Source organism: Bradyrhizobium sp. SZCCT0148 (genome assembly GCF_018129985.1).
Taxonomy (GTDB): domain Bacteria; phylum Pseudomonadota; class Alphaproteobacteria; order Rhizobiales; family Xanthobacteraceae; genus Bradyrhizobium; species Bradyrhizobium japonicum_H.
Window position 1 is genome coordinate 527,130 of sequence record NZ_JAFCKT010000002.1, and the last position, 26,869, is coordinate 553,998.

Below are 26,869 nucleotides of genomic sequence, written 5' to 3' on the forward strand. Positions count from 1 at the left end.
GGGAGAGAACGAAATGGACGCTGCAGAGCTGCGCCAGATGCAGGCTCCGATCAAGGAGCGCTACAAGACCGATCCCAAGACCGCGCTGATCACGCTGAAGGCCAAGGGCTCCACCGATGGCGAAGGCATCGCATGCAAGGTCGAGACCGGCCGGGCCATCGCGATGGCGGGCCTGCATCCGGCCACCGGCGGCTCCGGCCTCGAGCTCTGCTCCGGCGACATGCTGCTGGAGGCGCTGGTCGCCTGCGCCGGCGTCACGCTGAAATCGGTCGCGACCGCGATCGAGGTGCCGCTCAAGACCGGCAATGTCTACGCCGAGGGCGATCTCGATTTCCGCGGCACGCTCGGCATCGACAAGGAAACCCCGGTTGGCTTCGCCGAGATCCGCCTGCGCTTCGAGGTTGATACCGACGCGCCTCAGGACAAGCTCGATCTCCTGCTCAAGCTCACCGAGCGCTATTGCGTGGTCTATCAGACCATCAAGAACGGCCCGAAGGTGTCGGTTTCGATGCAGCGGATGTGATTTCTTACCCTCCCCTGGAGGGGGAGGGTCGATCGCGCGCAGCGCAAGCGGGGTGGGGCGATCTCTCCACTCGGGCACCGTATTGGTCGAGAGACTGTCACTCACCCCGTCTCATATTTCGCTGTGCTCCATATGAGCCGACCTTCCCCCTCCAGGGGCGGGTAAGAAGCCAAGATGTCCCTCGATCTTCACTTTCTCCTCGTCCTCCTCCTGCGCATGGCGATCTCGGCCGCGTTCGTCGTGTCGGCTTCGATCATCACCGAACGCGCGGGTCCGGTGATCGGCGCGCTCGTCGCGACCTTGCCGATCTCGGCGGGGCCATCCTACGTCTTCCTCGCGCTCGATCACGATGCCGCCTTCATTGCGCAGGGCTCGCTGGCGAGCCTGCCGATCAATGCGGCGACGATCTTTATGTGTCTTACCTATGTCGTGCTGGCGCAGCGGCACAATCTCGCGGTGAGCTGCGGGAGCGCGGTCGCCGTCTGGATCGTGCTTGCCTCGATCATCCGCCAGTTCGATTGGTCGCTCACCGCGGGGCTCGCCGCCAATCTGATCGCCTTCGGCATTTGCATTCCGCTCCTGGCGGGCTATCGCCATGTGAAGATGCCGCTGGTGACGCGCCGCTGGTACGATGTGCCGATGCGCGCTTCGCTGGTCGCGACGCTCGTTGCCATCGTGGTCTCGACCTCGAGCTGGGTTGGTCCACGCATCAGCGGCATCATCGCGCTGTATCCCGTGGTGTTCTCCAGCATCATGTTGATCCTGCACCCGCGCATCGGTGGTCCGCCGACCGCCGCCGTGCTCGCCAACTCCGCCTGGGGTCTGCTCGGATTCGGCACGGCAATCGCCGTCCTGCACGTGGCAGTGGTGTCGTTCGGCTCGGCCGTTGGTTTGTGTCTCGCGCTCGGCACCTGCATTGCCTGGAACTTGACGCTGTGGGGGATCGGCGCTGCGTCGCGTCGCCGCAGAGCTTCGCGCATGGACGGGCCGTAGGCGGATTGCGACGGCTCACGTCGGTCCCTGCTGATTATCGATAGGCATATTAGAAATTTATTTGAACTTGTGCCTTACGATGAGGCGATTAGTTCCCGTCAAGCGTTCAGCACGTCGCCGCGACCCGTAAAGCTACGGAAGCGCTCAATGAACAAGCGGATTGATACGGAGACATTCATGTTCAAGCGCAAGTCGAATTCGGATGCATTGACGTTGATGGCCGCCAAGGTCGTGAGTGCCAATCTGATGGTTGCGGATAACGACCTCAACATCGTCTACATGAACAGCGCCGTCACGGATCTGCTTCGCACTGCCGAGGCCGATCTCAAGAAGGAACTTCCGCACTTCAACGTGAATACGCTGATCGGGACCAACATCGACGTGTTCCACAAGAACCCTCAGCATCAGCGCCAGATGCTGGCGAGCCTCAGCGCGGTGCATCGTGCGATGATTCAGATCGGCGAACGGAAGTTCGATCTGGTTGCAACGCCCGTGAAGAACGAAGACGGCAGCCGGGCGGGAGTCGTGGTGGAATGGTCCGATGCCTCGGTCCGCCTGCAGAACCTCGACTTCGGAGCGCAAGTCGCCGCAGCGAACCGCTCGCAGGCGGTCATCGAGTTCAAGCTGGACGGTACGATCCTCAGCGCCAACGAGAACTTTCTGCATGCGCTCGACTACACGCTGAACGAGATCAAGGGCAAACACCACAGCATGTTCGTTGCGCCTGCCGAGCGAGACAGCGCTGCCTATCGCGAGTTCTGGGCCGCGCTCAACCGCGGTGAATACCAGGCGGCCGAGTACAAGCGCATCGGCAAGGGCGGCAAGGAAGTCTGGATCCAGGCGTCGTACAATCCCGTCTTCGACGAGAAGGGCAAGCCCTCCAAGGTCGTCAAGTTCGCAACCGACGTCACCGCGCAGAAGCTGAAGAACGCCGATCTCGCCGGTCAGATCGCGGCGATCGACAAGGCCCAGGCCGTGATCGAGTTCAACATGGACGGCACGATCATCACCGCCAATGCCAATTTCCTCGGTGCGCTCGGCTATTCGCTGGCTGAGATCAAGGGCAAGCACCACAGCATGTTCGTCGAGCCGAGCGAGCGCGACGGCGCCGCCTATCGCGAGTTCTGGGCCGCGCTGAACCGCGGTGAATACCAGGCAGCCGAATACAAGCGCATCGGCAAGGGCGGCAAGGAGGTCTACATCCAGGCCTCCTACAATCCGATCCTCGATCTCAACGGCAAGCCGTTCAAGGTCGTCAAATATGCCACGGACGTCACGAAACAGGTCTTGGTCCGCATGGGCAACGAGCGCGTGCGCGGCATGATGGAATCGGTCGCTGCCGGCTCGGAAGAGCTGAATGCTTCGGTGCGGGAGATCTCCGAGGCGATGACCAAGTCGCGCGAGACCGCCATGAGCGCGGTGGATCAGGTCGCGTCCGCGGACGCGCAGGCCCAGCGCCTCACCGAGGCCGCGCAGGCCATGAGCGGTATCGTCGAGCTCATCAACAACATCACCGGGCAGATCAACCTGCTCGCGCTGAACGCGACGATCGAATCCGCCCGTGCGGGTGAAGCCGGACGCGGCTTTGCGGTGGTTGCCTCCGAAGTGAAGAGCCTTGCCAACCAGGCCAAGCAGGCGACCGACAAGATCGGACAGGAGATCGGCAGCCTCAACGGCATCTCCGGCGACGTCGTCAGCGCGCTCGGCTCGATCAAGCAGGCGATCAACAACGTCAGCGAGTACGTGACATCGACCGCCGCCGCGATCGAGGAGCAGAGCACGGTGACGAACGAGATGTCGACCAGCATGCAGCGCGCCGCCGCGGAAGCCGCCTCGATCGCGGCAAGGGCGTAGCGAGCGTTTAGGTTTTGTAGGGCCGGCAAAGGCGCGCTTCGCGCGCCGTGCCGGCCATTTCTGCAAGCTCTTGTCTGGTATGCGCGGGAACGCTGCGCTGCCCGCTCTACGGAACCTCTTACGGCTTCGGCAGCTTGGCCTTCAGCGCATACAGCGCATCGAGGGCCTCGCGTGGCGACATCTCGTCCGGATGCAGCGCCTTCACGGCGTCCATCAGCAGTTCGGCCTCGCTCGGCGGCGCCGCTTCGGCTGCCGCGCGGGACGGCACCGCGAACAGCGGCAGATCGTCCACCAAAGCTCTTGCGGTCTGGCCTCGGTCCTGCGCCTCCAGCTTGGAGAGCACCGATTTCGCGCGCGTGATCACTGCCGGCGGCAGGCCGGCGAGCTTCGCCACCTGAATGCCGTAGGACCGGTCGGCCGAACCCGGCAGCACCTCGTGAAGGAACACGACGTTGCCCTGCCACTCCTTCACCCGCACGGTGGCGTTGAACATGCGCGGCAGCTTGGCCGAGAGCGCGGTCAGCTCATGATAGTGCGTCGCGAACAGCGTGCGGCAGCGATTGCTTTCGTGGAGATGCTCGATCGCGGCCCAGGCGATCGAGAGACCGTCGAAGGTCGCAGTCCCACGCCCGATCTCGTCGAGGATGACGAGCGAGCGCTCGCCGGCCTGGTTCAGGATCGCAGCCGTCTCGACCATCTCCACCATGAAGGTGGAGCGGCCGCGGGCGAGATCGTCGGCGGCGCCGACGCGCGAGAACAGGCGGTCGATGATGCCGATCCGCGCGCGCGTGGCCGGCACGAAGCTGCCGATCTGGGCAAGAAGGGCAATCAGCGCGTTCTGGCGCAGGAATGTCGATTTACCGGCCATGTTGGGACCGGTCAGCAGCCAGAGCTGGCCGGACTTCTGGCCGGGCGACGGCGACAGGTCGCAGGCATTGGCAATGAACGGCTCGCCGTTGCGCTTCAGCGCCTGCTCCACCACGGGATGGCGGCCGGCCTCGATCGCAAAGCCGAGCGACTCGTCCACATCCGGCCGCACATAATTATCGTCGACCGCGAGCTTGGCCAGCGAGGTCGCAACGTCGAGCAGGGCGAAGGCGTGCGCGGCCGCGCGCAGATCGTCACTGATGGCCATGGCCTTCGCTGACAGCCGCTCGAAAATCTCGAGCTCGAGCCCGAGCGCACGGTCGCCGGCATTGGCGATCTTGGCTTCGATCTCGCCGAGTTCGGAGGTGGTGAAGCGCACCTGACCCGCCAGCGTCTGGCGATGGATGAAGGTGGCGTTCAGCGGCGGCGACATCAGCTTGTCGCCGTGCTGCGCGGTGACCTCGACGAAATAGCCGAGCACGTTGTTGTGCCGGATCTTGAGCCCCTTCACGCCCGTCGCGTCGGCGTAGCGCGCCTGCATCGAGGCCACCACGAGACGCGAGGCGTCGCGCAGGTTGCGCGCCTCGTCGAGGGCGGGTTCATAGCCCTGCCGGACGAAGCCGCCGTCGCGCTTGATCAGCGGCAGCTGCTCGTCGAGCGCGCTGGCGAATTCCGCCGCGAGCTCGCGCGAGGGCCTTTGCAAGGCCGCCATCACCGCGGCGATTTCCTGCGGCGGCTGATCGAGCTCGCCAAGCCGCGCCAGCACCTGGTCTGCGGCAATGATGCCGTCGCGCAGTCCCGCGAGATCGCGCGGGCCGCCGCGGCCGACCGACAGACGCGCCAGCGCACGCGACATGTCGGGAGCGCCACGCAATATGCTGCGGATGTCCTCGCGCGCGGCTGAATCGGCGACGAAGACGCTGACTGCATCGAGCCGGCGTGCGATCGCCGGCGCATCCGTCAGCGGTGCGGCCAGGCGTTGGGCGAGCAGGCGCGAGCCCGCCGAGGTCACCGTGCAGTCGATCGCATCGAGCAGCGAGCCGCGGCGTTCGCCCGCGAGCGTCCGGGTCAGCTCGAGATTGGCGCGCGTCGCCGGATCAATCGCCATGGTCGCGCCGGAGGCTTCGCGCGCGGGCGGCGACAGCGGGGGGTGCTTGCCGACCTGGGTGCGGTCGACATAGGTGACAGCAGCCGCTGCGGCGGTGGCTTCGAGACGCGTGAGCTGCGCCAGGCCGTCCATGGTTGCGACGGCAAAATAATCGCACAGCCGCTTCTCGGCGGTGGCGCCGTCGAAGACATCCCGGGTCAGCGGCGTCACCGCCGGCAGTTCGCGCAGTGTCTGTCCGAGCTCGCTGTCGTTGTAGAGCGCGTCGGTGACGATGGCCTCGTTCGGGTTGATGCGCGCCAGCGTTGCGGCGAGCTCGCCGCCCGAGCATTCCATCACGGTGAATTCGGCGGTCGAGATGTCGATCCAGGCGAGCCCGAAGCGATCGCCGCCGCCGGAGGCGCGGGCCCGCGCGATCGCCAGCAGATAATTGTTGGCGCGGGCGTCGAGCAGCGTGTCCTCGGTCAGCGTGCCCGGCGTTACCAGCCGCACCACGCCGCGCCGCACCACGCTTTTGTTGCCGCGTGCCTTGGCTGCAGCGGGATCCTCGGTCTGCTCGCACACCGCGACGCGGTGGCCGGCGGTGATCAGACGGTGCAGATAATCCTCGGAGCGCTCGACAGGCACGCCGCACATCGGGATGTCGTTGCCCTGGTGCTTGCCGCGCTTGGTCAGCACGATGCCGAGTGTCTTCGAGGCGATCTCGGCGTCCTCGAAGAACAGCTCGTAGAAATCGCCCATCCGGTAGAACAGCAGCAGGCCCTGATGCGCCGCCTTGATCTCAAGGTACTGTTCCATCATCGGCGTGACGCGCGCGATGGCTTCCGCTGGCGAGGCAGGCACTTCGTCGGGGGGCGGCACGGGTATCGGCTGTTGCATGGTCATGGGCGGCGCAACCTACAAAATTTCGCCTCCTGCTCCTATCGCTTTGGCCGGGAAGGGAGGGTTTTCCACGTTGTCCGTGTATGGCACGCGGTCGCCACATTCTCTGTCGTCATTCCGGGATGCGCCGTCAGGCGCAGCCCCGGAATGACGGAGAGCTAGGAATATGCCACCCGCGAAACCGTCAATTGACCTGCCGCGAGCGCCCTCCTAAAACTCCGCCGACATTGAAGAATTTTGGCCGGACCGCGGCATTCAGGGAGAACAGCGATGCGTGACGTCTTTATCTGCGATGCCGTGCGGACCCCGATCGGCCGTTTCGGCGGCTCACTCGCCAAGGTGCGTGCCGACGATCTGGCTGCCGCGCCCATCAAGGCGCTGATGGCCAAGCACCCCAATCTCGACTGGGCGCAGGTGGACGAAGTCTTTTTCGGCTGCGCCAATCAGGCCGGAGAGGACAACCGCAACGTTGCGCGCATGGCGCTGTTGCTCGCCGGGCTGCCGGACTCGGTTCCCGGCCAGACCCTGAACCGGCTCTGTGCCTCCGGGCTCGACGCGGTCGGTGCCGCGGGCCGCGCTATCCGTTCCGGCGAGATCGAGCTTGCGATCGCCGGCGGCGTCGAATCCATGACGCGCGCGCCCTTCGTGATGGGCAAGGCGCAGGAAGCCTTCTCCCGCTCCGCCGAGATCTTCGACACCACGATCGGCTGGCGCTTCATCAATCCGTTGCTCAAGGCGCAGTACGGCGTCGATGCAATGCCGGAGACCGGCGAGAACGTCGCCGAGGAATTCCAGGTTTCGCGCGCCGACCAGGACGCCTTCGCGATCCGCTCGCAGCAGCGTGCTGGTAAGGCGATCGCGGCCGGCTATTTTGCGGAAGAAATCACCCCGATCACCATTCCCGGCGGCAAGGCTGGCCCCATCACCATCGACAAGGATGAGCATCCGCGTCCCGAGACCACGCTCGAAGGCTTGGCGAAACTGAAGCCGATCGTGCGCAACCCTGGCACGGTCACCGCCGGCAACGCATCCGGCGTCAACGACGGCGCGGCCGCGATGATCCTGGCGTCTGAAGCTGCCGTGAAGAAGCATGGTCTCACGCCCCGCGCGCGCATCCTCGGCCTTGCCTCGGCCGGCGTGCCGCCGCGCATCATGGGCATCGGCCCGGTGCCGGCAACCCGCAAGCTGATGGAACGGCTCGGCAAGAAGATCAGCGATTTCGACCTGATCGAGCTGAACGAGGCGTTCGCTTCGCAAGGCATCGCCTGCATGCGCCAGCTCGGCGTCGCCGATGATGCCGACTTCGTCAATCCGCATGGTGGCGCGATCGCGCTCGGCCACCCCCTCGGCATGAGCGGCGCGCGCCTCGCGCTCACCGCCGTCCACGGCATGGAGAAGCGCGGCGGCAAGCTCGCGCTCGCCACCATGTGCGTCGGCGTCGGCCAGGGCGTGGCACTTGCGATCGAAAAGCTGAATTAGAGCATCCTCTCTTCGAGAGCAGTGAGCCGTCCACGAACTCGCCATGCCCGGGCAAAAGCGCGAAGCGTGTCTTCGCGCAGATGTCCCGGGCATCCACGTTCCTGGCGCCGCACGAAGACCGTGGATGGCCGGGACAAGCCCGGCCATCCCGGGAGCGAGGAGCCAGGGTCCCCGAAACCCGCTTCCCTAGATTAGTTATATCCTATAATGATTGGCGGAAGTTGTCCGGCCGGACCAAACGGCCGGGGAGGAATTCGCCAATGACATTCATCTATCGCACTGACAGCAACAAGGCGCATCCGTTGCCGCTGTCGCCCGAGTACAAGAGCTCGATCAAGCGCGCGCCGAACAAGGCCTTGATCCCGATGCGCCACACGTTGTCGGAGCTGACCGGTCCGGTGTACGGCCACGAGACCGTGCGCGAGGGCGACAACGATCTCACCACCCAGCATGCGGGCGAGCCGATCGGCGAACGCATCATCGTGCACGGCCATGTGCGCGACGAGGACGGCCGCGGCGTACCGAATTCGCTAGTCGAGATCTGGCAGGCCAATTCCTGCGGCCGCTACGTTCATGTTCGCGACCAGCACCCGGCCCCGCTCGATCCGAATTTCACCGGCGCAGGCCGCACCGTGAGCGATGCCGCCGGCTACTACCGCTTCGTCAGCATCAAGCCGGGCGCCTATCCCTGGGGCAATCACCACAATGCGTGGCGTCCCGCGCACATCCATCTGTCGGTGTTCGGCCATTCCTTTGTCACGCGCCTCGTGACGCAGATGTATTTTCCGAACGATCCGCTGTTCCCGTTCGATCCGATCTTCAACTCGGTGCCGGACGAGAAGGCGCGAGCGCGGATGGTCTCCTCGTTCGATCTCGAGAACACCCAGCCCGAATGGGCGCTGTGCTACCGCTTTGACATCGTGCTGCGCGGCAAGAACGCCACGCCCATGGAGAACCATTAAGTGCAGGATTCTGTGAAGCCCAGCGGGATCACCCCATCGCAGACCGTCGGACCGTTCTTCAAATACGGCCTGACCCCGAACGGCGAATATGCCTGGAACGACGCGTTCACCAATTCGACGCTGACGCCCGACGTCACCGGCGAGCGCATCCGCATCGAGGGTCGCGTGTTCGACGGTGACGGCGCTGCCGTGCCGGATTGCATGCTGGAGATCTGGCAGGCGGACGCGCAAGGCCGCTTCGCCGACCCGCAGGACAAGCGTGCGCTGCCGAATGCAAGCTTCCGCGGCTTCGCTCGCTGCGGCACCGACAAGGACGGCAATTACGCGTTCGACACCATCAAGCCGGGTGCGGTGCCCGATCCCGACGGCAAGCCGCAGGCGCCGCATGTCCTCGTTGCAGTATTCGGCCGCGGCATGCTGCGGCATCTCTATACCCGGATCTATTTCAGCGACGAGGCCGGCAACGCCGCCGATCCGGTGCTGGCGCTGGTGCCTGCCGATCGCCGCGCTACGCTGATCGCGGCGCGCGTGGCTGGCCAGGCTGTGTACCGGCTCGACCTGCGCCTGCAAGGCGGTGAAGAGACGGTGTTCTTCGACGTGTGAGATACCGCGTGTCGGTGACACTGCAGTGCCCCGCATGCGTTTCTGATCCTGCGCAACCGCAGTATTGGATCAGGCTCTAAGAGGTCTGCATCCGCGCTTGTGCGTCAGTGTCATTGACCGAAAACCGATTGCGCGAGGTTGTGCGCCCGTAGTTTTGCGGAGCTTTTCTTCCGGGACTTTCCCGGGATGCAATCCCGTATTTACCATATTGATCTAGGCTCCACGCGGTTTAGGCGCGCGCCCTGGAATATTTCATGAAGATTCGTTTGTCGTTGTCCTCCGCGATTTTCGCATTCGGGATCGTGCTGGCCATCGGCTTTGCCGCGGTGGTCTCGACCAGCCTCTATACCCTGCGGGAGCTCAAGGTCGGCGGACCGCTCTACTCCGATATCAAGCTCGGCAACGACCTCATCGCGGACATCCTGCCGCCGCCGGAATATGTCATCGAAGCCTATCTCGAGGCGACCCTGGCCATGCGCGAGCCGGACCAACTGGCGGCCCACGCCGAACGCCTGATCCAGCTTCGCAAGGACTACGACGAGCGAAAGGCGTTTTGGGTTACCTCCAGCCTCTCGGCTGACCTGAAAACCGCGCTGGTGTCGAAATCCGATGCCGAGGTACAGAAATTCTGGAAGGCGTCCGACCTGCTCCTGCCGGCCCTCAAGGCCAAGGATGCAGCGGCGTCCGAGCGCATCTATGCGCAGCTCAAGGACGCCTACACCGCGCATCGCGCGGTGATCGACAGCATCGTCGAGAGCGCCAACAAGCAGAATGCCGACATGGAGAAGCTGGCCGCGGACCGTGACAGCTCCATGCTCTTTATTCTCTTCGGTGTCTCCGCCGCCGTCCTGGCTTTCATTGCCGCGGGCCTGCTCGGTGTTGCCGTCGGTGTGGTGCGCCCGATCGTGCGCATGACGGACACGATGCAGAAGCTCGCGACCGGCGATCTGGCCGCCGACATTCCGTTCGCGCACCGCCGGGATGAGGTCGGCTCGATGGCGGGCGCGCTCGTGGTTTTCAGGCAGGCGGCGGTCGAGAATTCCCGCCTGCGCGAGGAGCAGTTGCGGCAGGAGCAGGCGGCGGCGCTTGCCAAGCGCTCCGCCCTGCACCAGATGGCCGAGATCGTCGAGCGCGAGACCGGCCGATCGGTCGACACCGCGGGGGCGGCGACGCAAGGCGTCGAGCGGGCGGCGTCCAGCCTGTCCGAGATCGCCAAGTCGCTCTCCGCGCAGTCGCAGGCGGTCGCGGCGGCCTCCACCCAGGCCCTCGGTAGCACGCAGACCGTCTCGGCCGCGGCCGAAGAGCTGAGCGCCTCGATCCGCGAGATCGCAAGCCAGGTCACACGGACCAGCACCGTCACGAAATCGGCGGTCGCCGGCCGTGAGCAGGCGCGTTCGACCATCCAGGCGCTGGCCGGATCGGTGAAGAAAATCGCTGAAGTCTCCGACCTCATCGGCGGCATCGCCGGCCAGACCAACCTCCTGGCGCTCAATGCCACGATCGAGGCGGCGCGCGCCGGCGAAGCCGGCCGCGGCTTCGCCGTGGTTGCCGCCGAGGTGAAGTCCTTGTCCGACCAGACCGCCAAATCCACCGAGGAAATCGGGCGGCTGATTGCCGAGATCCAGACCTCGACGCAGGCCGCGGTCGATGCCGTCGAGACCATGGGCGGCCACATCGTCGAGATCGACGGCGTCGCGACCTCGGTTGCCGCCGCGATGGAAGAGCAGGACGCGGCGACCCGGGAGATCTCGCGGTCGATTTCCGAATCGGCGTCCGCGGCGAAGGAGGTTTCAGCGAAGATCGGCAATGTCAGCCGCGACGCTGCTGCCGTGAACGAGCGCGCCGCCGAGGTCCGGCAGGCGATCGCCGGCATGGCGGACAATCTCGAGCAGCTTCGGTCCGTCGTAGTGCGGACCGTGCGTGACTCGACTGCGGCGGCTTGATCGGCGTCGGTTCGGCCGCCGGTGCGTGAGTTGCGATCGTGAAGTTATGACGCGGGGACTAGGGGCATCGTGAATTTCATGACACCTCCACAACTGCCTGATGTCGTTGAGCCAGCCCGGCTGACGGCTGCGCTACGGCGAGGCGGCGTGCTGGACGCCGGCGCGGTTCGCGAGGTGAAGGTGCTGCATCAGCGCGACACCGTCGTGTCGCATATCACCCGGCTTGGCCTTCGCTACGTCGGGGATTCCGGCGGCGCGCCGCAATCGTTGATCCTGAAGACGGCGAACGCAGCATTCGCCGAGAAGCTCGCCAATGGCGGCCGGCAGGAGGTGACCTATTACACGGAGCTGACGCCGGGCATGCCGCCGGGGCTCGTGCCCCGTTGCTTCGACGGACATTTCGACGAAGACAGCCCCGCCTGGCATCTCCTGCTCGAGGACCTCACGGACAGTCACGCCGTCGCGGCGGCCTGGCCGCTGCCGCCATCGCGCGATCAGGCGATCGCGATCGTGACCACCCTCGCGCGCTGGCACGCGGCGTGGTGGGACCATCCGAGCCTCGGCGACGCCGTCGGCAGCTGGGCGGGCCCTGACGACGGCACGGAGCGCATGGAGACTTTCGCGAGTCATTACGACCGCTTTGCCGATTCTCTCGGGGACCGTCTCAGCGAGGAACGGCGTACCCTCTATCGCCGCCTCATCGATCAGTCGGACCGACTGTCCCAGCGTTACCACTCACGCCGTCATCTCAGCATCACCCATGGCGATGCCCATGTCTGGAATTTTCTGCTGCCACGCGCCGGCGTCGCCGACACCGTGCGCATCTTTGATTTCGATCTGTGGAGCATCAACGTTCCAACCCACGACCTCGCCTACATGATGGCGATGCACTGGTATCCGGAGCGGCGGCAGGCGCTCGAACGCTTGCTGCTCAATCTTTACCATGACACGCTGATCGAAAGCGGCATCGCCGGCTACACGCGCGGCGCGCTCGATCGCGACTACCGCTGGGCGGTGCTCTGGCAGATCACGCGGCCTGTCTGGCAGTGGAGCATCAACATTCCGCCGGTGATCTGGTGGAATAATCTGGAGCGGATATTTGCGGCCGTGGATGATCTGGGCTGTGAGGAGCTGCTGGGATAGGTCGTGTCCTGGGGCCCTGGCTCTCCGGCGCACCGCTGAAGAAGCGCTGCACTGCGTCCGCGGCGCGATTCCGACCTCTATTCTATCACCGCATGTTCCGGCCCCGCCGCCTGCTTGCGCAGCGTGGCCTTGGTCGAGCCGATCAGCAAGGCGAGCGGGATGGTGCAGAGGACGAAGAGCATCACCAGCTGGTAGTCGTGCGCGAAGGCGATGATCTGCGCCTGCACGCTCACCATCCTGTCGGCCATGGCGCGGCCGGCGTCGGTGGACAGGTTGATCAGGCCCCTGACGTCGGGCATCTGCAGTGCATGGTTGAACGGATTGATGTGCTCGGACAGGATCGCATAGGTCCGCCGCGTTCCCTGCGTCAGCTGCGCGATCACCACGGAGATGCCGACCGAGCTCGCGACGTTGCGCATCAGAGTCAGCATCGCGGTGCCGTCGGTGCGCAACTCGTTCGAGAGCGTTAGGAACGCCACGGTCGAGAGTGGCACGAAGACGAGACCGAAGCCGAAGCCCTGGATGACGCTGACGGTGACGATCTCCGGCACTTGGGTCAAATCGGTCCAGCCGGTCATCTGGAACAGCGAGCCGGCGGTTAGCGTCAGGCCGGAGATGATCAGCGTGCGCGCTTCGACATAGCGCATCATGCGGCCGACCAGCATCATGGCGAAGAAGGTGCCGAAGCCGCGGCTCGCCAACAGCAGGCCGGCGGTGATGATGGGATAGCCGATCACGTTCTGCATGTAGGGCGAGGCCAGCGCCATGGTCGAGAACAGCACGAGCCCCATTACGACCATGAACATGCAGCCGGTGACGAAGTTGCGATCGCGAAACAGCGCGAAACGGATGAACGGCGTCGAGGTCGTGAAGGAGTGCGCGAGGAAGTAATAGAAGGCGACGGCCGAGACGATGAACTCCGCCAGGATCTCGTTGGATTCCAGCCAGCCCAGCTGCTCGCCGCGGTCGAGCGCGAGCTGCAGCGAGCCGATCGCCACCGCCAGCGCGGCGAAGCCGAACCAGTCGAACTTGAGGCTGATATTCCGATCCGTCTCGTCCATGAAGACGATCAGCCCGAGCACGGTGATGAAGCCGAATGGCAGGTTGACGAAGAACACCCAGTGCCAGGAATAAGTCTCGGTCAGCCAGGCGCCGAGCGAGGGGCCCATGATCGGGCCCATCATCACGCCCATGCCCCAGATCGACATCGCCTTGGCGCGTTCCTGCAGCGTGTAATAGTCCAGCATGACCGATTGCGACAGCGGTACCAGGGCTGCGCCGAACACGCCCTGCAGAAGCCGGAACAGCACCATCTGGTTGATGTCCTGCGCCAGTCCGCACAGCACGGAAGCCATGGTGAAGCCGGCTGCGCAGATGATGAAGATGCGCTTGCGGCCGAAGCGGTTGGCAATCCACCCTACCGGGGCCGTCATGATCGCGGCGGCGACGATGTAGGAGGTCAGCACCCAGTTGATCTGGTCCTGCGAGGCCGACAGCGTGCCCTGCATATAGGGCAGGGCGACGTTGGCGATGGTGGTGTCCAGAGCCTGCATGATGGTCGCGGTCATGGCGCAGATCGTCACCATGTTCCGGCGCAGGCCGGGAACCATCAAAGCGGGATTGGACTCCGCCATCGGATCAGTCCTTGTCCTGATCTTTGTCCTGGCCAGCGGTGGCCGACAGCCCGAGCAGGCCGGCGAGCGAGCGCTTGTGGCCGGTGTCGATGGTGGCATAGACGCTCATGCCAGCCTTCAGCTTCCGCACGTACTTGTCGGTCTCGTCGAAATAGATTCGGATCGGCACGCGCTGCACGACCTTGACGAAATTGCCGGTGGCGTTCTGCGGCGGCAGGATGGCGAATTGCGCACCGGTGCCGGGCGAGAGCGAGCCGATCTTGCCCTTGAAGACGTGGTTCGGGAAAGCGTCGACCTCGAGTGTCACGGGCTGCCCTTCGGTGACGTGGGTGAGATCACTCTCCTTCGGGTTGGCGTCGACCCAGGGGTGAGCGACGTCGATGATGGAGAAGACGGGCGTGCCGGCGGTGACGAACCGGCCGAGCTGGATCTGCTCGACCTGCGTCGCGACGCCGTCCATCGGTGCGCGCAGCACGGTATGGTCGAGGTTGCGCTGTGCGTCGTCCAGCTTGGCTTTCGCCTGTGCGTAGGGCGGGAACTGCTCCAGCGGCAACGCTGCATCGCCGAGCAGCTGCGTCTTGGCATTGGAGAGTTGCTGCTTGATGTATTGCGCCTGCGCGCCGGCGGTGACCAGCGCATTCGAAGCGTTGTCGAGATCGAGCTGCGAGCCGAAATTGTTCTTCACCAGCGCCTGCTTGCGCTCGACGTCGCGCTGCTTCAGATCGATGCCTTGCTGGGCAAGGTTGAGCATGTCGCCATAGATCTTGATGTTGGCGACGAGATTGTCATAGGTCGTGCGGGTCTGGGCGAGTTGCGCCTTTGCCTCGTCGACCGCGTGGCGGAACGGAACGGGGTCGATCTCGAACAGCTCGTCGCCGCGCTTGACCGACTGGCCTTCCTTCACGACCACCTTCAGGATCTTGCCGGAGATATCGGGCGTCACCAGGACTTTCTGCGCGCCGACATAGGCGTCGTCGGTGCCGACATAGCGGCCGCCATGCAGATAAAAGGTGAGGCCGCCGACGACCACGACGAGAGGCAGCACGACCAGAAGCAGGAAGCGGCGATAGCGCCGCAGGCCTGCGACCAGACGGCGTCGCGGATTGGTGCCGGCTTTCTTGGTCGGCTTGCCGCTGTCGGTCTTCTGCTCGGGCTGGAACTTGAGTACCTGGTCAGCCATAGCGCTGCTCCTTGCGCGCCTGTTCCGCGCTGCTGGTCTGGATCGCGGTGCGCACGTTTTCCTTGATGGTTTCGAGTTGGGTGAGCAGGCGATGGGCGTCGGCCGGCGTGATGCCGTCCAGCGCGTTGGCCGTCAGCTCGGACTTCAACCCGCTCATCCGGCCCAGCAATTGCCGGCCGGCCTTCTTGAGATAAAGCCGCTTGACGCGGCGGTCCGAAGCGTCGCTGCGACGCTCGATCCAGTCACTGTCGCAGAGCTTGTCGATCAGGCGGGTCAGCGTGATCGGCTGCATCTCCAAGAGCTCGGCGAGTTCCGACTGCTTCATGCCCTCGCTGCGCTCGACCTTGGCCAGCACCGCCCATTGCGCGCGGGTGATGCCGAAACGCGAAGCCTCCTTGTCGGCATAGACGCGCAGGAGGCGGTAGAGCTCGCCCAGCGTGAAGAGGAAGTTCTGGTCGACGGACCCGCGGGTCATAAGCTTTGTCTCCAATGAGCTTGAATATAATAAGCAAGCTCATGATTTTTTCATGGCTGGTGAACGCGATGCTGTCCCGCAGCAAGAGCATGGCTGTCAGCAGCGCCGCCGTCCTGCTTTGGGTTCCGCGCTCGAAATGCTAGAAGGCAGTGGTATGACCCTCGCAAAGCCGGCCTTTCCCGCGCCCGACCATGATCACGGCCGCTGCACCGCAGACGCGCTGGCGCATGCCGAGGCCGTTTGCGAGCAGCGCTCGCAGAAATTCACGCCGATACGCCGGCATGTGCTGGGGGCGCTGCTCTCCAGCCACCGCCCGCTCGGCGCCTACGAGGTGATCGACGAATTGGCAAAGTCGATGGCGCGGCCGGCGCCGATCACGGTCTACCGTGCGCTCGATTTCCTGATGGCCAACGGCCTGGTGCACCGCATCGAAAGCCGCAATGCCTATCTCGCCTGTGCCGCCCACGACCACGACGCGACGTCGGCGGTGGCGTTCCTGATCTGCGAGCGCTGCGGGCTGGTCGGCGAGATCCCGTCGGCGTCCTTTGCCAACGATATCAACGTTGCCGCGCGCAGTTCAGGCTTCGCACCCAAGCTGTCCGTGGTCGAGATCACGGGCATCTGCACCCATTGTCAGAAAGCTGCATAAAGCCAACAACGGCGCAAAGCCGGTTTTCGGGAAGATATGTCCTCACCACAAGCCAACTCCTCCGCCGCACGCCCCCTTAGTGCCGGCGCCATAGCTCTGATGCTGATGCTGTGCCTGACCTGGGGGTTCAACCAGATCGCGGTGAAATTGGTGCTGCCGGACATTCCGCCGATGCTGCAGGCCACGATCCGCTCCGCGGGCGCGCTGCCGGTCCTCTTCCTCATCGGCACGTTTCGCGGCGTCAAATTCTTCGAGAATGACGGCACTTGGAAGCCGGGCCTGATCGCCGGGCTGATGTTCGGTATCGAATTCGTGCTGATCTTCCAGGGGCTGCGCCTCACCTCGGCGTCGCGCGCGGTGGTGTTCCTCTATACCGCGCCGTTCTTCGTTGCGCTCGGCTCCTACCAGGTACTCGGCGAGCGGCTCGGCGCATCGCAATGGCTGGGTCTCGCCATCAGCTTTGCCGGCGTCGCGCTTGCGATCGGCGTGCCGCAGCCCAATGTCGATACGCATGTCCTGCTCGGCGACCTCATGATCGTCGGCGGCGCCGCGTTGTGGGCGGCGACCACACTGGTCGCCAAGGGGACGCGCCTGCGGTTCGCAGCGCCCGAGAAGGCGCTGGGCTATCAGGTCGCGATCTCGATCCCGATCCTGGCACTGGCGGCCTGGCTGTTCGGCGAGACCATCACGCACACCCCGGCGCCGCTGTCGCTCGGCCTGATGGCGTTTCAGGCGATCTGGGTGGTTGGAACCACGTTCACGCTTTGGTTCGCTCTGGTGAAGACCTATTCGGCCAGCAAATTGTCGGCTTTTACCTTCATCACCCCTTTGTTTGGCGTGGTCGGTAGCTATTTCATCATGCATGACACCCTAAGCTTGGCGTTCGGGGCGGCAGCTGTCCTTGTAATTGCTGGGCTTTTTCTGGTTAACCGTCCGAGCCAAGTCGCTGCGGCGCCGCCCGATGCATTGCTGAACGTCACCAAAACCTGATATTTGGACCCCATGAACAAGCTCGAAACCACCATCGATTCCGACATCGCGGGGCCCGCGCCGCGCCATCACACCACCCAGGTCAAGGTCGGCGACGTCGCCGTCGGCGGCGGTGCACCGATCGTCGTGCAGTCGATGACCAACACCGATACCGCCGACATCGACGGTACCATTGCCCAGGTCGCAGCGCTCGCGCGCGCCGGCTCCGAAATGGTCCGCATCACCGTGGATCGCGAGGAAGCCGCGGCCGCCGTTCCGCACATTCGCGACGGCCTCGCCAAGCGCGGTATCAACACGCCGCTGATCGGCGACTTCCACTATATCGGCCACAAGCTGCTTGCGGCCTATCCGGCCTGCGCCGAGGCGCTCGCCAAGTATCGCATCAATCCCGGCAATGTCGGTTTCAAGGACAAGCGCGATACCCAGTTCGCCGACATCATCGAGATCGCGAACAAGAACGACAAGCCGGTGCGCATCGGCGCCAATTGGGGTTCGCTCGACCAGGAGCTGTTGACCAAGCTGATGGACGAGAACGCCGCCTCTGCCAATCCGCGCGACGTGCGCGCGGTGACGCGCGAGGCCATGGTGCAGTCCGCGCTGCTCTCGGCGGCGCGCGCCGAAGAGCTCGGCATGCCCAAGAACCGCATCATCCTCTCCGCGAAAGTCTCGGCGGTGCAGGATCTGATCGCAGTCTACCAGGATCTCGCCAGCCGTTCCGACTACGCCATCCACCTTGGTCTCACCGAGGCCGGCATGGGCACCAAGGGCATCGTGGCGTCCTCCGCCGCGCTCGGCATCCTCTTGCAGCAGGGCATCGGCGACACCATCCGCATCTCGCTGACGCCGGAGCCCGGCGGCGACCGCACCCGTGAAGTGCAGGTCGGCCAGGAGCTCCTGCAGACCATGGGCTTCCGCACCTTCGTGCCGCTGGTCGCGGCGTGCCCCGGCTGCGGCCGGACCACCTCGACCACGTTCCAGGAGCTGGCGCGCTCGATTCAGGATTTCATCCGCGACGAGATGCCGACCTGGAAGACGAAATACCCGGGCGTGGAAGAACTCAACGTCGCGGTGATGGGTTGCATCGTCAACGGCCCCGGCGAATCCAAGCACGCCAATATCGGCATTTCCTTGCCCGGCACCGGCGAAGCCCCGGCCGCGCCCGTGTTCGTCGACGGCAAGAAGTTCCGCACCCTGCGCGGGCCCACCATCTCCGCCGACTTCAAGGCGCTGGTGATCGACTACATCGAGCAGCGCTATGGCCAGGGCGCCAAGGTGCCGGTGACGGCGGCGGAGTAGGCGTTTCTTCAACATCGGATTCATAAGGCGGGTTAGCGCAGCGTAACCCGCCTTATTTTTTGCGCGCGCGAAGTGGCTGGTTACGCTTCGCGAACGCGCCTGACATTGCTACGATGCTCCCAATCAAAACTGATCGGGAGACACGCCAATGAGCTCACTCGCCGGCAAGCAGGGTCCGCGCTATCGCCACACGACCGAAGACGGCGCACCCTTCGAAACGATTGCGGTCGAAAAGCTAACCCCCATCATCGGCGCGGAAATCTCGGGCGTCGACATCGGCAAGGTCGTCGACGGCGATAGCCGCTCCAACCAGCAGATGGACGAGATCCACCGCGCGCTCGCCGAAAACCTCGTCATCTTCTTCCGCGACCAGCACATCACGCCGCAGCAGCATCTGGCTTTCGGCCGCAAGTTCGGCGAGCTGCATTTTCATCCTGCAGCGCCCCACGAGGACGAAGACCCCGCGCTGATGAAGATCTATGCCGACAAGAATTCGCCGCGGGCCAATGGCGAGGGCTGGCATTCCGACGTGTCCTGCGATCTCGAACCGCCGATGGGCTCGATCCTCTACATCAAGCAATGCCCGCCGCGCGGCGGCGACACGCTGTTCGCCAACATGTACGCGGCCTACGAGGCGCTGTCCGATCGCATGAAGGCCTATCTCGATGGGCTCACCGCGCTGCATGACGGTGAGCCGATCTATCGCGGGCTCTACGCGAATTACGGCGTCGCCGACCGACCGTCCTATCCGAGCGCCGAGCATCCGGTGGTGCGCACGCATCCGGTCACGGGCAGGAAGGCGCTCTACGTCAACCGCGGCTTCACCCGCCACATCAACGGCATCCCGCGCGACGAGAGCGACGCGATACTCGCCTATCTCTACCAGCACGCCGAGAACCCGCTGTTCCAGTGCCGCTTCCGCTGGACCGAGAACGCCATTGCGTTCTGGGACAACCGATGCACCCAGCACCGCGCGATGTGGGACTACTGGCCGCATACGCGCTCGGGGACGCGGGTGACCGTGAAGGGGGAGCGGCCGGTGTGAGAACGTCGAGGCGTGCTATCGCGGTCTCGCTGATCCCGCTGTTGCTTTCGCCAATCGACGTTGCGTGGGCAGCCGGCGCACCCAAGCCGGCGAGGTCGAGAGCGACCGCGCCGGCGGCATGCGAGCCGCACAAATTCCGGATCGTCGTGGACGTCGGCCACACCCCGGAATCCTACGGCGCGCTGAGCGCTCGCAACGATCCCGAATTCGGCTTCAACTTCAGGCTCGCGAGACTGGTCACCACCAAACTCAGGCACGAAGGCTTCGCGGCGACACGGCTTCTCGTCACGGATGGCAAGGCGCGGCCGAGCCTGTTCAAGCGTGTCAGTGCCGCGAATGACGGCCGGGCCGATCTCTTCCTGTCGATCCACCACGATTCGGTGCCGGACAAACTCCTCGAGACCTGGGAGTTCGATGGCGCGAAGAGCTATTTCAGCGACCGCTTTTCGGGCCACTCGCTGTTCGTGTCGCAGCAGAATTTACGCTTCGCCACCAGCCTGTTGCTGGCCCGGATGATCGGCAGGCAGTTGAAGGAGCAGGGCCTGCAATATGCCAGCCAATACACCTTGCCGCTGATGGGCCGTTACCGGCGCCAGTTGCTCGACAAGGATGTCGGCGTCTATCGCTACGACAATCTCGTCGTGCTGTCGCGGACGAGCAGTGCCGCAGTGCTGCTCGAGGCCGGCTCCATCATCAACCGCGACGAGGAAATGGCAATGAACTCGCCGGAGCGGCATGAGACGATTGCGGCGGCGGTGGCGTCGGCCATAGGGGAGTTTTGCGCGCGGCGGTAGATTGCACCGCTGCGCTCGCAATGACGAAGAAAGTTACAGCGGCGTCCGCCGATACTCCCGGTTCGCCAGGCTCGCCTCCTCCAGGTCCAGATCGCGCTCGATCCGGCGGCGCGTCTCGTCGGTGATCTGGCCGTCGCGCAGGAGATCGTGGATGAACTTGCGCTCGGCGGCGATCAGCTCGCGGGTCAGCGCGGTGCCGGCGGCGGAGACGTCGTGGTGGGTGGGGTCAAGTGAATCGGGGAGCTGACTGATACGGATGTCATGGCGGGCGCGCAGCAGCCGCATCACTTCGTCGGAGACGTCCTTCTCTTCAGTCAGCGCGTCGAGCGATTTCAGCGCGGCCTCGAGGGCCTGGCGTCTCGCCGCGATCTCGGCTTCGTGCTCGGCGACATGCTCGTTGCGGCCTGCTTCGGCGACGCCGAGCCAGCGCACCACGGGCGGCAGCGTGAGGCCGACGCCGATCAGCGTGACGAAGATGACGCCGAAGGCCACGAAGAGGATCAGGTCGCGATACGGAAATGCATCGCCACCGGGCAGCGTGAACGGCAGCGCCAGCGCGGCCGCGAGCGACACCGCGCCGCGCACGCCAGTGAAGGCGAGCACGAACGGCCACTGCCACGGCGGCGACGGGTCGCGCTTGCGCAGCGATTTGCTGAGCATCCGCGGCAGATAGGTTGCGGGATAGAGCCAGGCAAAGCGCGCGGTCACGATGATGACCAGGACCAATGCGGTCGCGATCAGGATGTCGTCGAGCGGGAACGCCTTCGACTTCTCGTAGAGCGCCCGCATCTGGAAGCCGGTGAGCAGGAACAGCACGCCCTCGATCAGGTAGATCACGAGGTCCCAGAAGAAGATGCCTTGCAGGCGGGTTGCCGACGAAATCAGCAACGGGCCGTTCCAGCTCACATAGAGGCCGCAGGCCACCGTCGCGATCACCCCGGAGCCCCCGATATGCTCGGGCAGCCAATAGGAGACGTAGGGGGTGATCAGCGAGAGCGTCAGCTCGACCTGCGGATCCCCGGACCATTTGCGGAAGCGAAGGGAGAGCCAGCCGACGCCGATGCCGAAGGCGATTTCGCTCGCAACGATGAGCAGAAATTCGCCGGCTGCGAGCGGCAGCGAAAAATGCCCGACCATGATGGCGGCCAGCGCGAAGCGGTAGAGGATCAGCGCGGTGGCATCATTGGCCAGCCCCTCGCCCTCGAGGATGACCAGGAGCCGTCGCGGCATGTTGAGCCGGCGTGCGATCGCGAGCGGCGCCACCACGTCGGGCGGCGCGACGATGGCGCCGAGCAGGAAGCCGATGGTCCAGGGCAGGCCGATCATGTAGTGGGTGGCGGCCGCCACCAGCGCCGCAGTGAAGATCACGGCCCCGACCGCGAGCAGCACGATGGGGCGCAGATTTTTCCGGAACTCGCGCCAGCTCATGGCGACGCTGGCCGAGTAGATTAGCGGCGGCAGCACCATCAGCAGCACCAGTTCCGGCGGCAATTCCACCGCCGGCATGCCCGGCACGAAGGCAAGGCCGACGCCAGCCAGCATCAGCAGGATGGCGGGGGCGACGTTGAAGCGGCGTGCGGCCAGCGCCACGCCTGCCAGCACGGCGAGCAGGATGAGAAAGGTCTGAAACTTCGCTTCCATGATGGTCTGTCTTGACCCGGAAGCGACGGCTGCGTCAATGCGTCCGGCTTACGCCAGCCGCTCGGCCACCATCCGCCCGATGCGTGCAAAGGCGGCTTCGATCTGCGCCGCGTTCGGCGTGCCGCCCTGGGTATAGGCCGCGATCAGGATCGGCGTATCGGGCTTCGGCCAGGCGACCGCGATATCGCCCGATGCATCCTTGCCGTTGTTGCCGGTCTTGTCGCCGATGGTCCAGCCTGCGGGCAGGCCGCCGCGCAGCCGGTTCGCGCCGGTCTTGCAGTTCACCATCCATTCGGTGAGCAGGGCACGCGACGCCGGCGTCAGTGCCTCGCCCACCACCAGGCGCCGCAAATTTCCCGCCATCGCTGCCGGCGTCGTGGTGTCATGGGGATCCCCGGGCGGCGAGCGGTTGAGTTCGGGCTCGTTGTGATCCAACCGCGAGGTGGTGTCCCCGAGCGACCGCCAGAACGCGGTGAGCGCGGCGGGGCCGCCGATCCGTGCCAGCAGCAGATTGGCGCAGGTATTGTCGCTGAGCTCGACGATCGCCTTGCACATGTCGCTGACCGACATCGCGCCCGCCGCAAGATTTTGCTTGGCCACCGGCGCATACTCCAGCAGATCGGCCTTGCCGTAAGCGATCATGGCCGCAAGCTTCTCTTCGCCGCGATCGACTCGAGCCAACACGCAGGCCGCGAGGGAGGCCTTGAAGGTCGAGCACATCACGAAGCGCTCGTCGGCGCGCCAGGCGAGCTTCTCGCCGGTTGCAAGGTTCTCCGCATAGACCCCGATCCGCCCACCGCTGTCGCGCTCAAAGGTTTCGAGCTCCGGCGGCGGCTCGGCGGCAAGCGCGGGGGAAGCCGCAATCCAGCATAGCGAGGCGAGCAGGGAACGGCGATCGAGCGGCATGGGAAGCTTTCAGGGGCGCCGAAGGTTGGGTTAAAATGAACTCGCTATTGCGCCGTCATTGCGAGCGCAGCGAAGCAATCCAGCGTCTCCGCCAAGGGAGTCTGGATGGCTTCGTCGCAAAAGCTCGTCGCAATGACGTGTGGCGAGAGTTGGGCTCGTTCCGAAGAGAATGCCTTCCAAGTCGGACTGTTGAAGGCTTGTCTCGTCACTCCCTCAAATCATAACGATACGACTTCGACACGATCTGCCAGCCGTCCGCGAGTTTCATCGCGACCAGATAATCGGTGAAGAAACGCGGCGGCAGCTGACACCGCACTTTGATAAAGGCGGTCTTGTCGTCCGAACGGTCGATGGTGACGACGAAATCCTCGCGCGGCTTGCCCTCGGCCTTGGCGGAGGCGCGTTTGCGGACGCGGTCGAGCCAGTCGGGCACGGTCAGGACCTGGAGTTCGCCCTTCTCGACCCAGCGCAAGTCAGCGGAGGGATGGAAGATGGCGCCGAGCTTCTCGGCGTCGCCCTCGTAAAGTCCGTCGAAATAGGATTGCACGACGGCTTCGACGCTCGAACGGTTCTGGCTCATGGGTCATCCTTTTGAATGATGGCTTGGGCGGAACTTAGTCGTACACGTCGAAATGCGCTATGGGTGTCTCTCGCCAATCGCGCGAGGGTGTTGGAATGGCCGGATCAGAATCTTCGAACGCTCGTATCCTGATCGGCGAATGCTACTGCCGCACCATCAGGTTCGAAGTGGTCGACGCGTTCGCCTATGCGATGAACTGCCACTGTTCGAACTGCCGTCGCACCACCGGCTCCGCGTTCAAGCCGTTCGCCGGCATCGCGCAGGACAAGCTCCGCATTGTCGGAGGTGGCGACCAGAGGATGATTTTCGGCGACGACACGACCCATGATGCCCATTGCGGGCGTTGCGGCTCGCTGCTTTATTCCCGTGTGCGGGACGGACAATGGGTTCACGTCGCCCTTGGAACCCTGGTCGATGCCCCCTCGATCCGGCCGAGCGCCCACATCTTCGTGGCCTCCAAGGCGCCCTGGCACGACATTACGGACAATCTGCCGCAATATCGGGGGCATATCGGTGTTGTCTGAGGGAAACCGGCTCGGCCGGCGAACCGCGGCTGCGCTGGTGCGACAAACTAACGGGGCTCTCTGGTCGTCGCCGGTGCAGCCTTCGTGACCTCCATCACAAGTGCCGGCACCAGTTCCTGCTAAAGCGATCCCAAAGGGGCCCAGACGGCCTGAATTTCGGAAGTCGTGTCATGCGCAATCTGCTCAGACTTTGCCCGCTTCTCCTTGCCGCCGCGTTGCTGTTCGGTGCCGGGCCCGCTTTCGCCGGAAAGCGGGTCGCCCTGGTGCTCGCCAACTCGGCGTATCAGCACGCGCCGCAGCTCGCCAACCCCGTCAATGACGGTGCGGTGATGGCGAAGACATTGAAGGAAGCCGGTTTCGATGTCGTCGATTCCCGGCACGATTTGTCTGCGCAGGAAACGCGACGCGTGCTGCGCGAGTTCGCCGACGCGACCCGAAGCGCCGACATTGCGGTGGTCTACTATGCCGGCCACGGCATCGAGGTCGAGGGCTCGAACTATCTGATCCCTGTCGACGCCAAGCTCGAGCGCGACACCGACGTCTATGACGAAGCACTGTCCCTCGATCGCGTTCTGGTCGCGGTCGAGCCTGCCAAGCAGCTCCGTCTGGTGATCCTGGATGCCTGCCGCGACAATCCGTTCGGCAAGACCATGAAACGCACGGTGGCATCGCGCGGCATCGGCCGGGGCCTCGCGCAGGTCGAGCCGACCAGCCCCAACACGCTGATCGCCTATTCGGCCAAGGCTGGATTCACCGCCCAGGACGGTGACGGCGCCAACAGCCCCTTTACAGTCGCGCTGTCGAAGCATCTGGCGACGCCGGGTCTCGATGTCCGCCGCGCCTTCGGCTTCGTGCGCGATGACGTGCTTAAGTCGACCGGTAACAAGCAGGAGCCGTTCGTCTACGGTTCGCTCGGTGGTGAGGACGTGCCGCTGGTTCCGGTCAAGGTGACGGCCGCAGCACCGGCTGCGCCCGCGCCGAACCCGCAGGCCGACATCCGCCGCGATTACGAGCTCGCGCTCCAGGTCGGCAACAAGGCGGCGTGGGCTGCCTTCCTCGCCCAGCATCCCGATGGCTTCTATGCGAGCCTGGCCAAGCTTCAGGTCGAGAAAATTGGTGCCGAGCAGGCCCACGCGGCGGCGACCGAGAAGGCGAAACAGGCTGAGGCAGAACGCGATCGTCTCGCCGCGCTTGGCGCGCAGAAGGATGCACAGGTCAGGGCGGCCGCCGATGCAAAGGCCGCCGAGCAGGCGCAGCTCGCCGCCCAGAAAGCCAAGGAGCAGGCGCAGCAGCAGGCAGCTGCCGCCGAGCAGCAGCGCGTCAATCTCGCCGCCGCAGCACCGAGCGCTGCGCCGACCAGCACGGCGAGCCCTGCCGGCACCAACGTCGCCTCCCTGACGCCGGCGACCGCGCCGGCCGATCTCAGCCGATCGGTGCAGACCGAACTCGGCCGCGTCGGCTGCTATTCCGGGCAGGCCGACGGCAACTGGAATACGTCCTCGCAGCGCTCGCTGTCGCAGTTCAACCGCTATGCCGGCACCAAGCTCGACGTGAAGACGGCGAGCACGGACGCGCTGGATGCGGTCAAGGCCAAGCCGTCGCGGGTCTGTCCGCTGGTTTGCGAGCACGGCTTCAAGGCAGACGGCGACAAATGCACCAAGATCGTTTGCCGTGAGGGCTATGCGGTCAATGACGACAATGAGTGCGAGAAGCAGCGCGCCGCAAAGCCGGCCAAGCCTGCAACGGCGAAGCGCGACGACGGCGATGAGCGTCCCGCGCGGCAGCGCCGGCAGGACGGAGCCGCCGGCGGCTATGGCGCTGCGGCCGGCATTGCCTCTGCACGTCCCAGCCGTCCCTCGAGTGGCGGCCAGATGTTCTGCAACAGCACCGGCTGCCGCCCGGTCAGCCGTGGTTGTCATCTCGAATATCGCGGCGGTGGCGGTCCCGCCAATGACGCCAATGCCGAGGTCTGCAACTGAGGATGCGATCCGTCCCGGCAATGCCGGGACAAGCTCAGTTCGAGATGGCGCTCGCGGCGATGTTGACCGTCAGTGCCAGCAAGGCCGTGTTGTAGATGAACGAGACGATCCCATGTGCCGTGGCCGTGCGGCGAATGGTCTTGCTGGTGATGCCGACATCGGAGACCTGCGCGGTCATGCCGATCACGAACGAGAAATAGACGAAGTCCCAATAGTCGGCATGGTCTTCCTTGTCCCCGCTCGGGAACTGAAGGCCGCCCGGCTTGGCGCTGCGATAATAATCATGGGCGTAATGCAGTGCGAAGGTCGTGTGCACGGCGGCCCATGACAGCGCGATCGTGCTGATCGCGATGGAGAGCTCCGCGGCGCCGCGATGGACGCCGAGTTCTGCGACGATCGCTGCGATGCTCGCAAAAGCGCCGATCGCCGTGACCAGCAGGATCACGAAGCGGCCGTCGTCCTGCATCGCGGCGCTGCGGCGGATGTGCTGGTGGTCATTGCAGAGCATCATCACATAGACCAGCACGAGATAGGCTGCGATCAGAGCGTCCCAGCTGAGCACGAGTCGCGTCGTCAGCCGGGGTGAGCCCGGCATGAGCAGGCCGACGAGGATTCCGATACCAAGCGCGATGAACGTCCGTGGCCGCGCATAGATCAGCCGCATCGGCCGCGACATCTTGCGGAAGCGGGCGAGGGCGGGATCTTCCTTTTCAGTGGCCATGATGGCGAAGGCTCTCTCACTGTTTCCGCGGTGGCGGTCTACTCCCTCGCCCCGCTTGCGGGGAAAGCGTTGGGGTGAGGGGGAGCCTCCGCGGGGGCGGT

23 protein-coding genes are annotated in these 26,869 nt (G+C 64.8%); 15 read left to right on the forward strand and 8 right to left on the reverse strand.

Going from position 1 to position 26,869, the window contains the following annotated elements:
* Nucleotides 1-13: 13 nt before the first annotated feature.
* The 3 genes from JQ580_RS10895 (at nucleotide 14) to JQ580_RS10905 (ending at nucleotide 3,370) form a co-directional block, all read left to right on the forward strand.
* Nucleotides 14-523 (forward strand): OsmC family protein, encoded by a 510-nt coding sequence (locus tag JQ580_RS10895; RefSeq protein ID WP_166476544.1) that lies wholly within the window; start codon nucleotides 14-16, stop codon nucleotides 521-523.
* A 174-nt stretch (nucleotides 524-697) separates the two neighbouring features.
* Nucleotides 698-1,516 (forward strand): hypothetical protein, encoded by an 819-nt coding sequence (locus JQ580_RS10900; protein WP_212280043.1) that lies wholly within the window; start codon nucleotides 698-700, stop codon nucleotides 1,514-1,516.
* Nucleotides 1,517-1,693: 177 nt separating this feature from the next.
* Nucleotides 1,694-3,370, forward strand: coding sequence for a methyl-accepting chemotaxis protein (locus JQ580_RS10905; protein WP_212280238.1), 1,677 nt, complete (start codon nucleotides 1,694-1,696; stop codon nucleotides 3,368-3,370).
* Between the two features lie 118 nt (nucleotides 3,371-3,488).
* Here JQ580_RS10905 and mutS read toward each other — a convergent pair whose 3' ends face one another.
* The gene (mutS, locus tag JQ580_RS10910) at nucleotides 3,489-6,227 is read right to left on the reverse strand and encodes a DNA mismatch repair protein MutS (protein ID WP_212280044.1); all 2,739 of its coding nucleotides are present in this window, start codon (nucleotides 6,225-6,227) and stop codon (nucleotides 3,489-3,491) included.
* 267 nt (nucleotides 6,228-6,494) lie between these two features.
* On the opposite strand from mutS, the gene pcaF reads away from it, so the two are divergent.
* From pcaF to JQ580_RS10935, 5 genes are all read left to right on the forward strand, one after another.
* The gene (gene pcaF, locus JQ580_RS10915; protein WP_212280045.1) at nucleotides 6,495-7,703 is read left to right on the forward strand and encodes a 3-oxoadipyl-CoA thiolase; all 1,209 of its coding nucleotides are present in this window, start codon (nucleotides 6,495-6,497) and stop codon (nucleotides 7,701-7,703) included.
* 260 nt (nucleotides 7,704-7,963) lie between these two features.
* Complete coding sequence (pcaH, locus tag JQ580_RS10920) at nucleotides 7,964-8,665, forward strand: protocatechuate 3,4-dioxygenase subunit beta (RefSeq protein WP_212280046.1); 702 nt, start codon at nucleotides 7,964-7,966, stop codon at nucleotides 8,663-8,665.
* Nucleotides 8,666-9,268: a protocatechuate 3,4-dioxygenase subunit alpha gene (pcaG, locus tag JQ580_RS10925; RefSeq protein ID WP_212280047.1), complete on the forward strand. Its 603-nt coding sequence runs from the start codon at nucleotides 8,666-8,668 to the stop codon at nucleotides 9,266-9,268. It begins immediately after the preceding gene.
* A gap of 254 nt (nucleotides 9,269-9,522) precedes the next feature.
* Entirely contained in the window at nucleotides 9,523-11,211 is a 1,689-nt protein-coding gene (locus JQ580_RS10930; protein ID WP_212280048.1) for a methyl-accepting chemotaxis protein, read from the forward strand.
* Between the two features lie 78 nt (nucleotides 11,212-11,289).
* Nucleotides 11,290-12,354, forward strand: coding sequence for a phosphotransferase (locus JQ580_RS10935; RefSeq protein WP_212280049.1), 1,065 nt, complete (start codon nucleotides 11,290-11,292; stop codon nucleotides 12,352-12,354).
* 77 nt (nucleotides 12,355-12,431) lie between these two features.
* On the opposite strand, the gene JQ580_RS10940 is transcribed toward JQ580_RS10935, so the two are convergent.
* Genes JQ580_RS10940 through JQ580_RS10950 form a run of 3 tightly spaced genes read right to left on the reverse strand, consistent with a single transcriptional unit; the run spans nucleotide 12,432 to nucleotide 15,643 of the window.
* On the reverse strand, nucleotides 12,432-13,988 hold the full coding sequence (locus JQ580_RS10940) for an MDR family MFS transporter (RefSeq protein ID WP_106947511.1): 1,557 nt from the start codon (nucleotides 13,986-13,988) through the stop codon (nucleotides 12,432-12,434).
* 4 nt (nucleotides 13,989-13,992) lie between these two features.
* Nucleotides 13,993-15,168, reverse strand: a complete 1,176-nt coding sequence (locus tag JQ580_RS10945) for an HlyD family secretion protein (protein ID WP_212280050.1) — start codon at nucleotides 15,166-15,168, stop codon at nucleotides 13,993-13,995.
* Nucleotides 15,161-15,643 carry a MarR family winged helix-turn-helix transcriptional regulator gene (locus JQ580_RS10950; protein ID WP_212280051.1) on the reverse strand — a complete coding sequence of 161 codons (483 nt, stop codon included), beginning with the start codon at nucleotides 15,641-15,643 and terminating at the stop codon, nucleotides 15,161-15,163. The genes JQ580_RS10945 and JQ580_RS10950 overlap by 8 nt, the downstream gene beginning before the upstream one ends.
* A gap of 154 nt (nucleotides 15,644-15,797) precedes the next feature.
* Here JQ580_RS10950 and JQ580_RS10955 point away from each other — a divergent pair, with 154 nt between their 5' ends.
* The 5 genes from JQ580_RS10955 (at nucleotide 15,798) to JQ580_RS10975 (ending at nucleotide 20,417) form a co-directional block, all read left to right on the forward strand.
* Nucleotides 15,798-16,292, forward strand: coding sequence for a Fur family transcriptional regulator (locus JQ580_RS10955; RefSeq protein ID WP_212280052.1), 495 nt, complete (start codon nucleotides 15,798-15,800; stop codon nucleotides 16,290-16,292).
* A 36-nt stretch (nucleotides 16,293-16,328) separates the two neighbouring features.
* A complete protein-coding gene (locus JQ580_RS10960) occupies nucleotides 16,329-17,282 on the forward strand; it encodes a DMT family transporter (protein ID WP_212280053.1) in 954 nt (317 codons plus the stop codon).
* Between the two features lie 12 nt (nucleotides 17,283-17,294).
* Nucleotides 17,295-18,578: a flavodoxin-dependent (E)-4-hydroxy-3-methylbut-2-enyl-diphosphate synthase gene (gene ispG, locus JQ580_RS10965; protein ID WP_212280054.1), complete on the forward strand. Its 1,284-nt coding sequence runs from the start codon at nucleotides 17,295-17,297 to the stop codon at nucleotides 18,576-18,578.
* Nucleotides 18,579-18,726: 148 nt separating this feature from the next.
* Complete coding sequence (locus tag JQ580_RS10970) at nucleotides 18,727-19,623, forward strand: TauD/TfdA dioxygenase family protein (protein ID WP_212280055.1); 897 nt, start codon at nucleotides 18,727-18,729, stop codon at nucleotides 19,621-19,623.
* 53 nt (nucleotides 19,624-19,676) lie between these two features.
* Nucleotides 19,677-20,417 carry an N-acetylmuramoyl-L-alanine amidase gene (locus JQ580_RS10975; RefSeq protein WP_409363200.1) on the forward strand — a complete coding sequence of 247 codons (741 nt, stop codon included), beginning with the start codon at nucleotides 19,677-19,679 and terminating at the stop codon, nucleotides 20,415-20,417.
* A gap of 33 nt (nucleotides 20,418-20,450) precedes the next feature.
* Here the strand turns inward: JQ580_RS10975 and JQ580_RS10980 are convergent, their stop codons facing one another.
* From JQ580_RS10980 to JQ580_RS10990, 3 genes are all read right to left on the reverse strand, one after another.
* Nucleotides 20,451-22,058, reverse strand: coding sequence for a Na+/H+ antiporter (locus JQ580_RS10980; protein WP_212280056.1), 1,608 nt, complete (start codon nucleotides 22,056-22,058; stop codon nucleotides 20,451-20,453).
* A gap of 48 nt (nucleotides 22,059-22,106) precedes the next feature.
* The gene (gene bla / locus JQ580_RS10985) at nucleotides 22,107-22,964 is read right to left on the reverse strand and encodes a class A beta-lactamase (protein ID WP_212280057.1); all 858 of its coding nucleotides are present in this window, start codon (nucleotides 22,962-22,964) and stop codon (nucleotides 22,107-22,109) included.
* Between the two features lie 205 nt (nucleotides 22,965-23,169).
* Nucleotides 23,170-23,544: a nuclear transport factor 2 family protein gene (locus JQ580_RS10990; RefSeq protein ID WP_212280058.1), complete on the reverse strand. Its 375-nt coding sequence runs from the start codon at nucleotides 23,542-23,544 to the stop codon at nucleotides 23,170-23,172.
* 95 nt (nucleotides 23,545-23,639) lie between these two features.
* On the opposite strand from JQ580_RS10990, the gene JQ580_RS10995 reads away from it, so the two are divergent.
* Nucleotides 23,640-24,068, forward strand: coding sequence for a GFA family protein (locus JQ580_RS10995; protein WP_212280059.1), 429 nt, complete (start codon nucleotides 23,640-23,642; stop codon nucleotides 24,066-24,068).
* Nucleotides 24,069-24,238: 170 nt separating this feature from the next.
* On the forward strand, nucleotides 24,239-26,047 hold the full coding sequence (locus tag JQ580_RS11000; RefSeq protein WP_212280060.1) for a caspase family protein: 1,809 nt from the start codon (nucleotides 24,239-24,241) through the stop codon (nucleotides 26,045-26,047).
* A gap of 34 nt (nucleotides 26,048-26,081) precedes the next feature.
* Here JQ580_RS11000 and JQ580_RS11005 read toward each other — a convergent pair whose 3' ends face one another.
* Nucleotides 26,082-26,768 carry a DUF1345 domain-containing protein gene (locus JQ580_RS11005; RefSeq protein WP_212280061.1) on the reverse strand — a complete coding sequence of 229 codons (687 nt, stop codon included), beginning with the start codon at nucleotides 26,766-26,768 and terminating at the stop codon, nucleotides 26,082-26,084.
* Nucleotides 26,769-26,869: the final 101 nt, after the last annotated feature.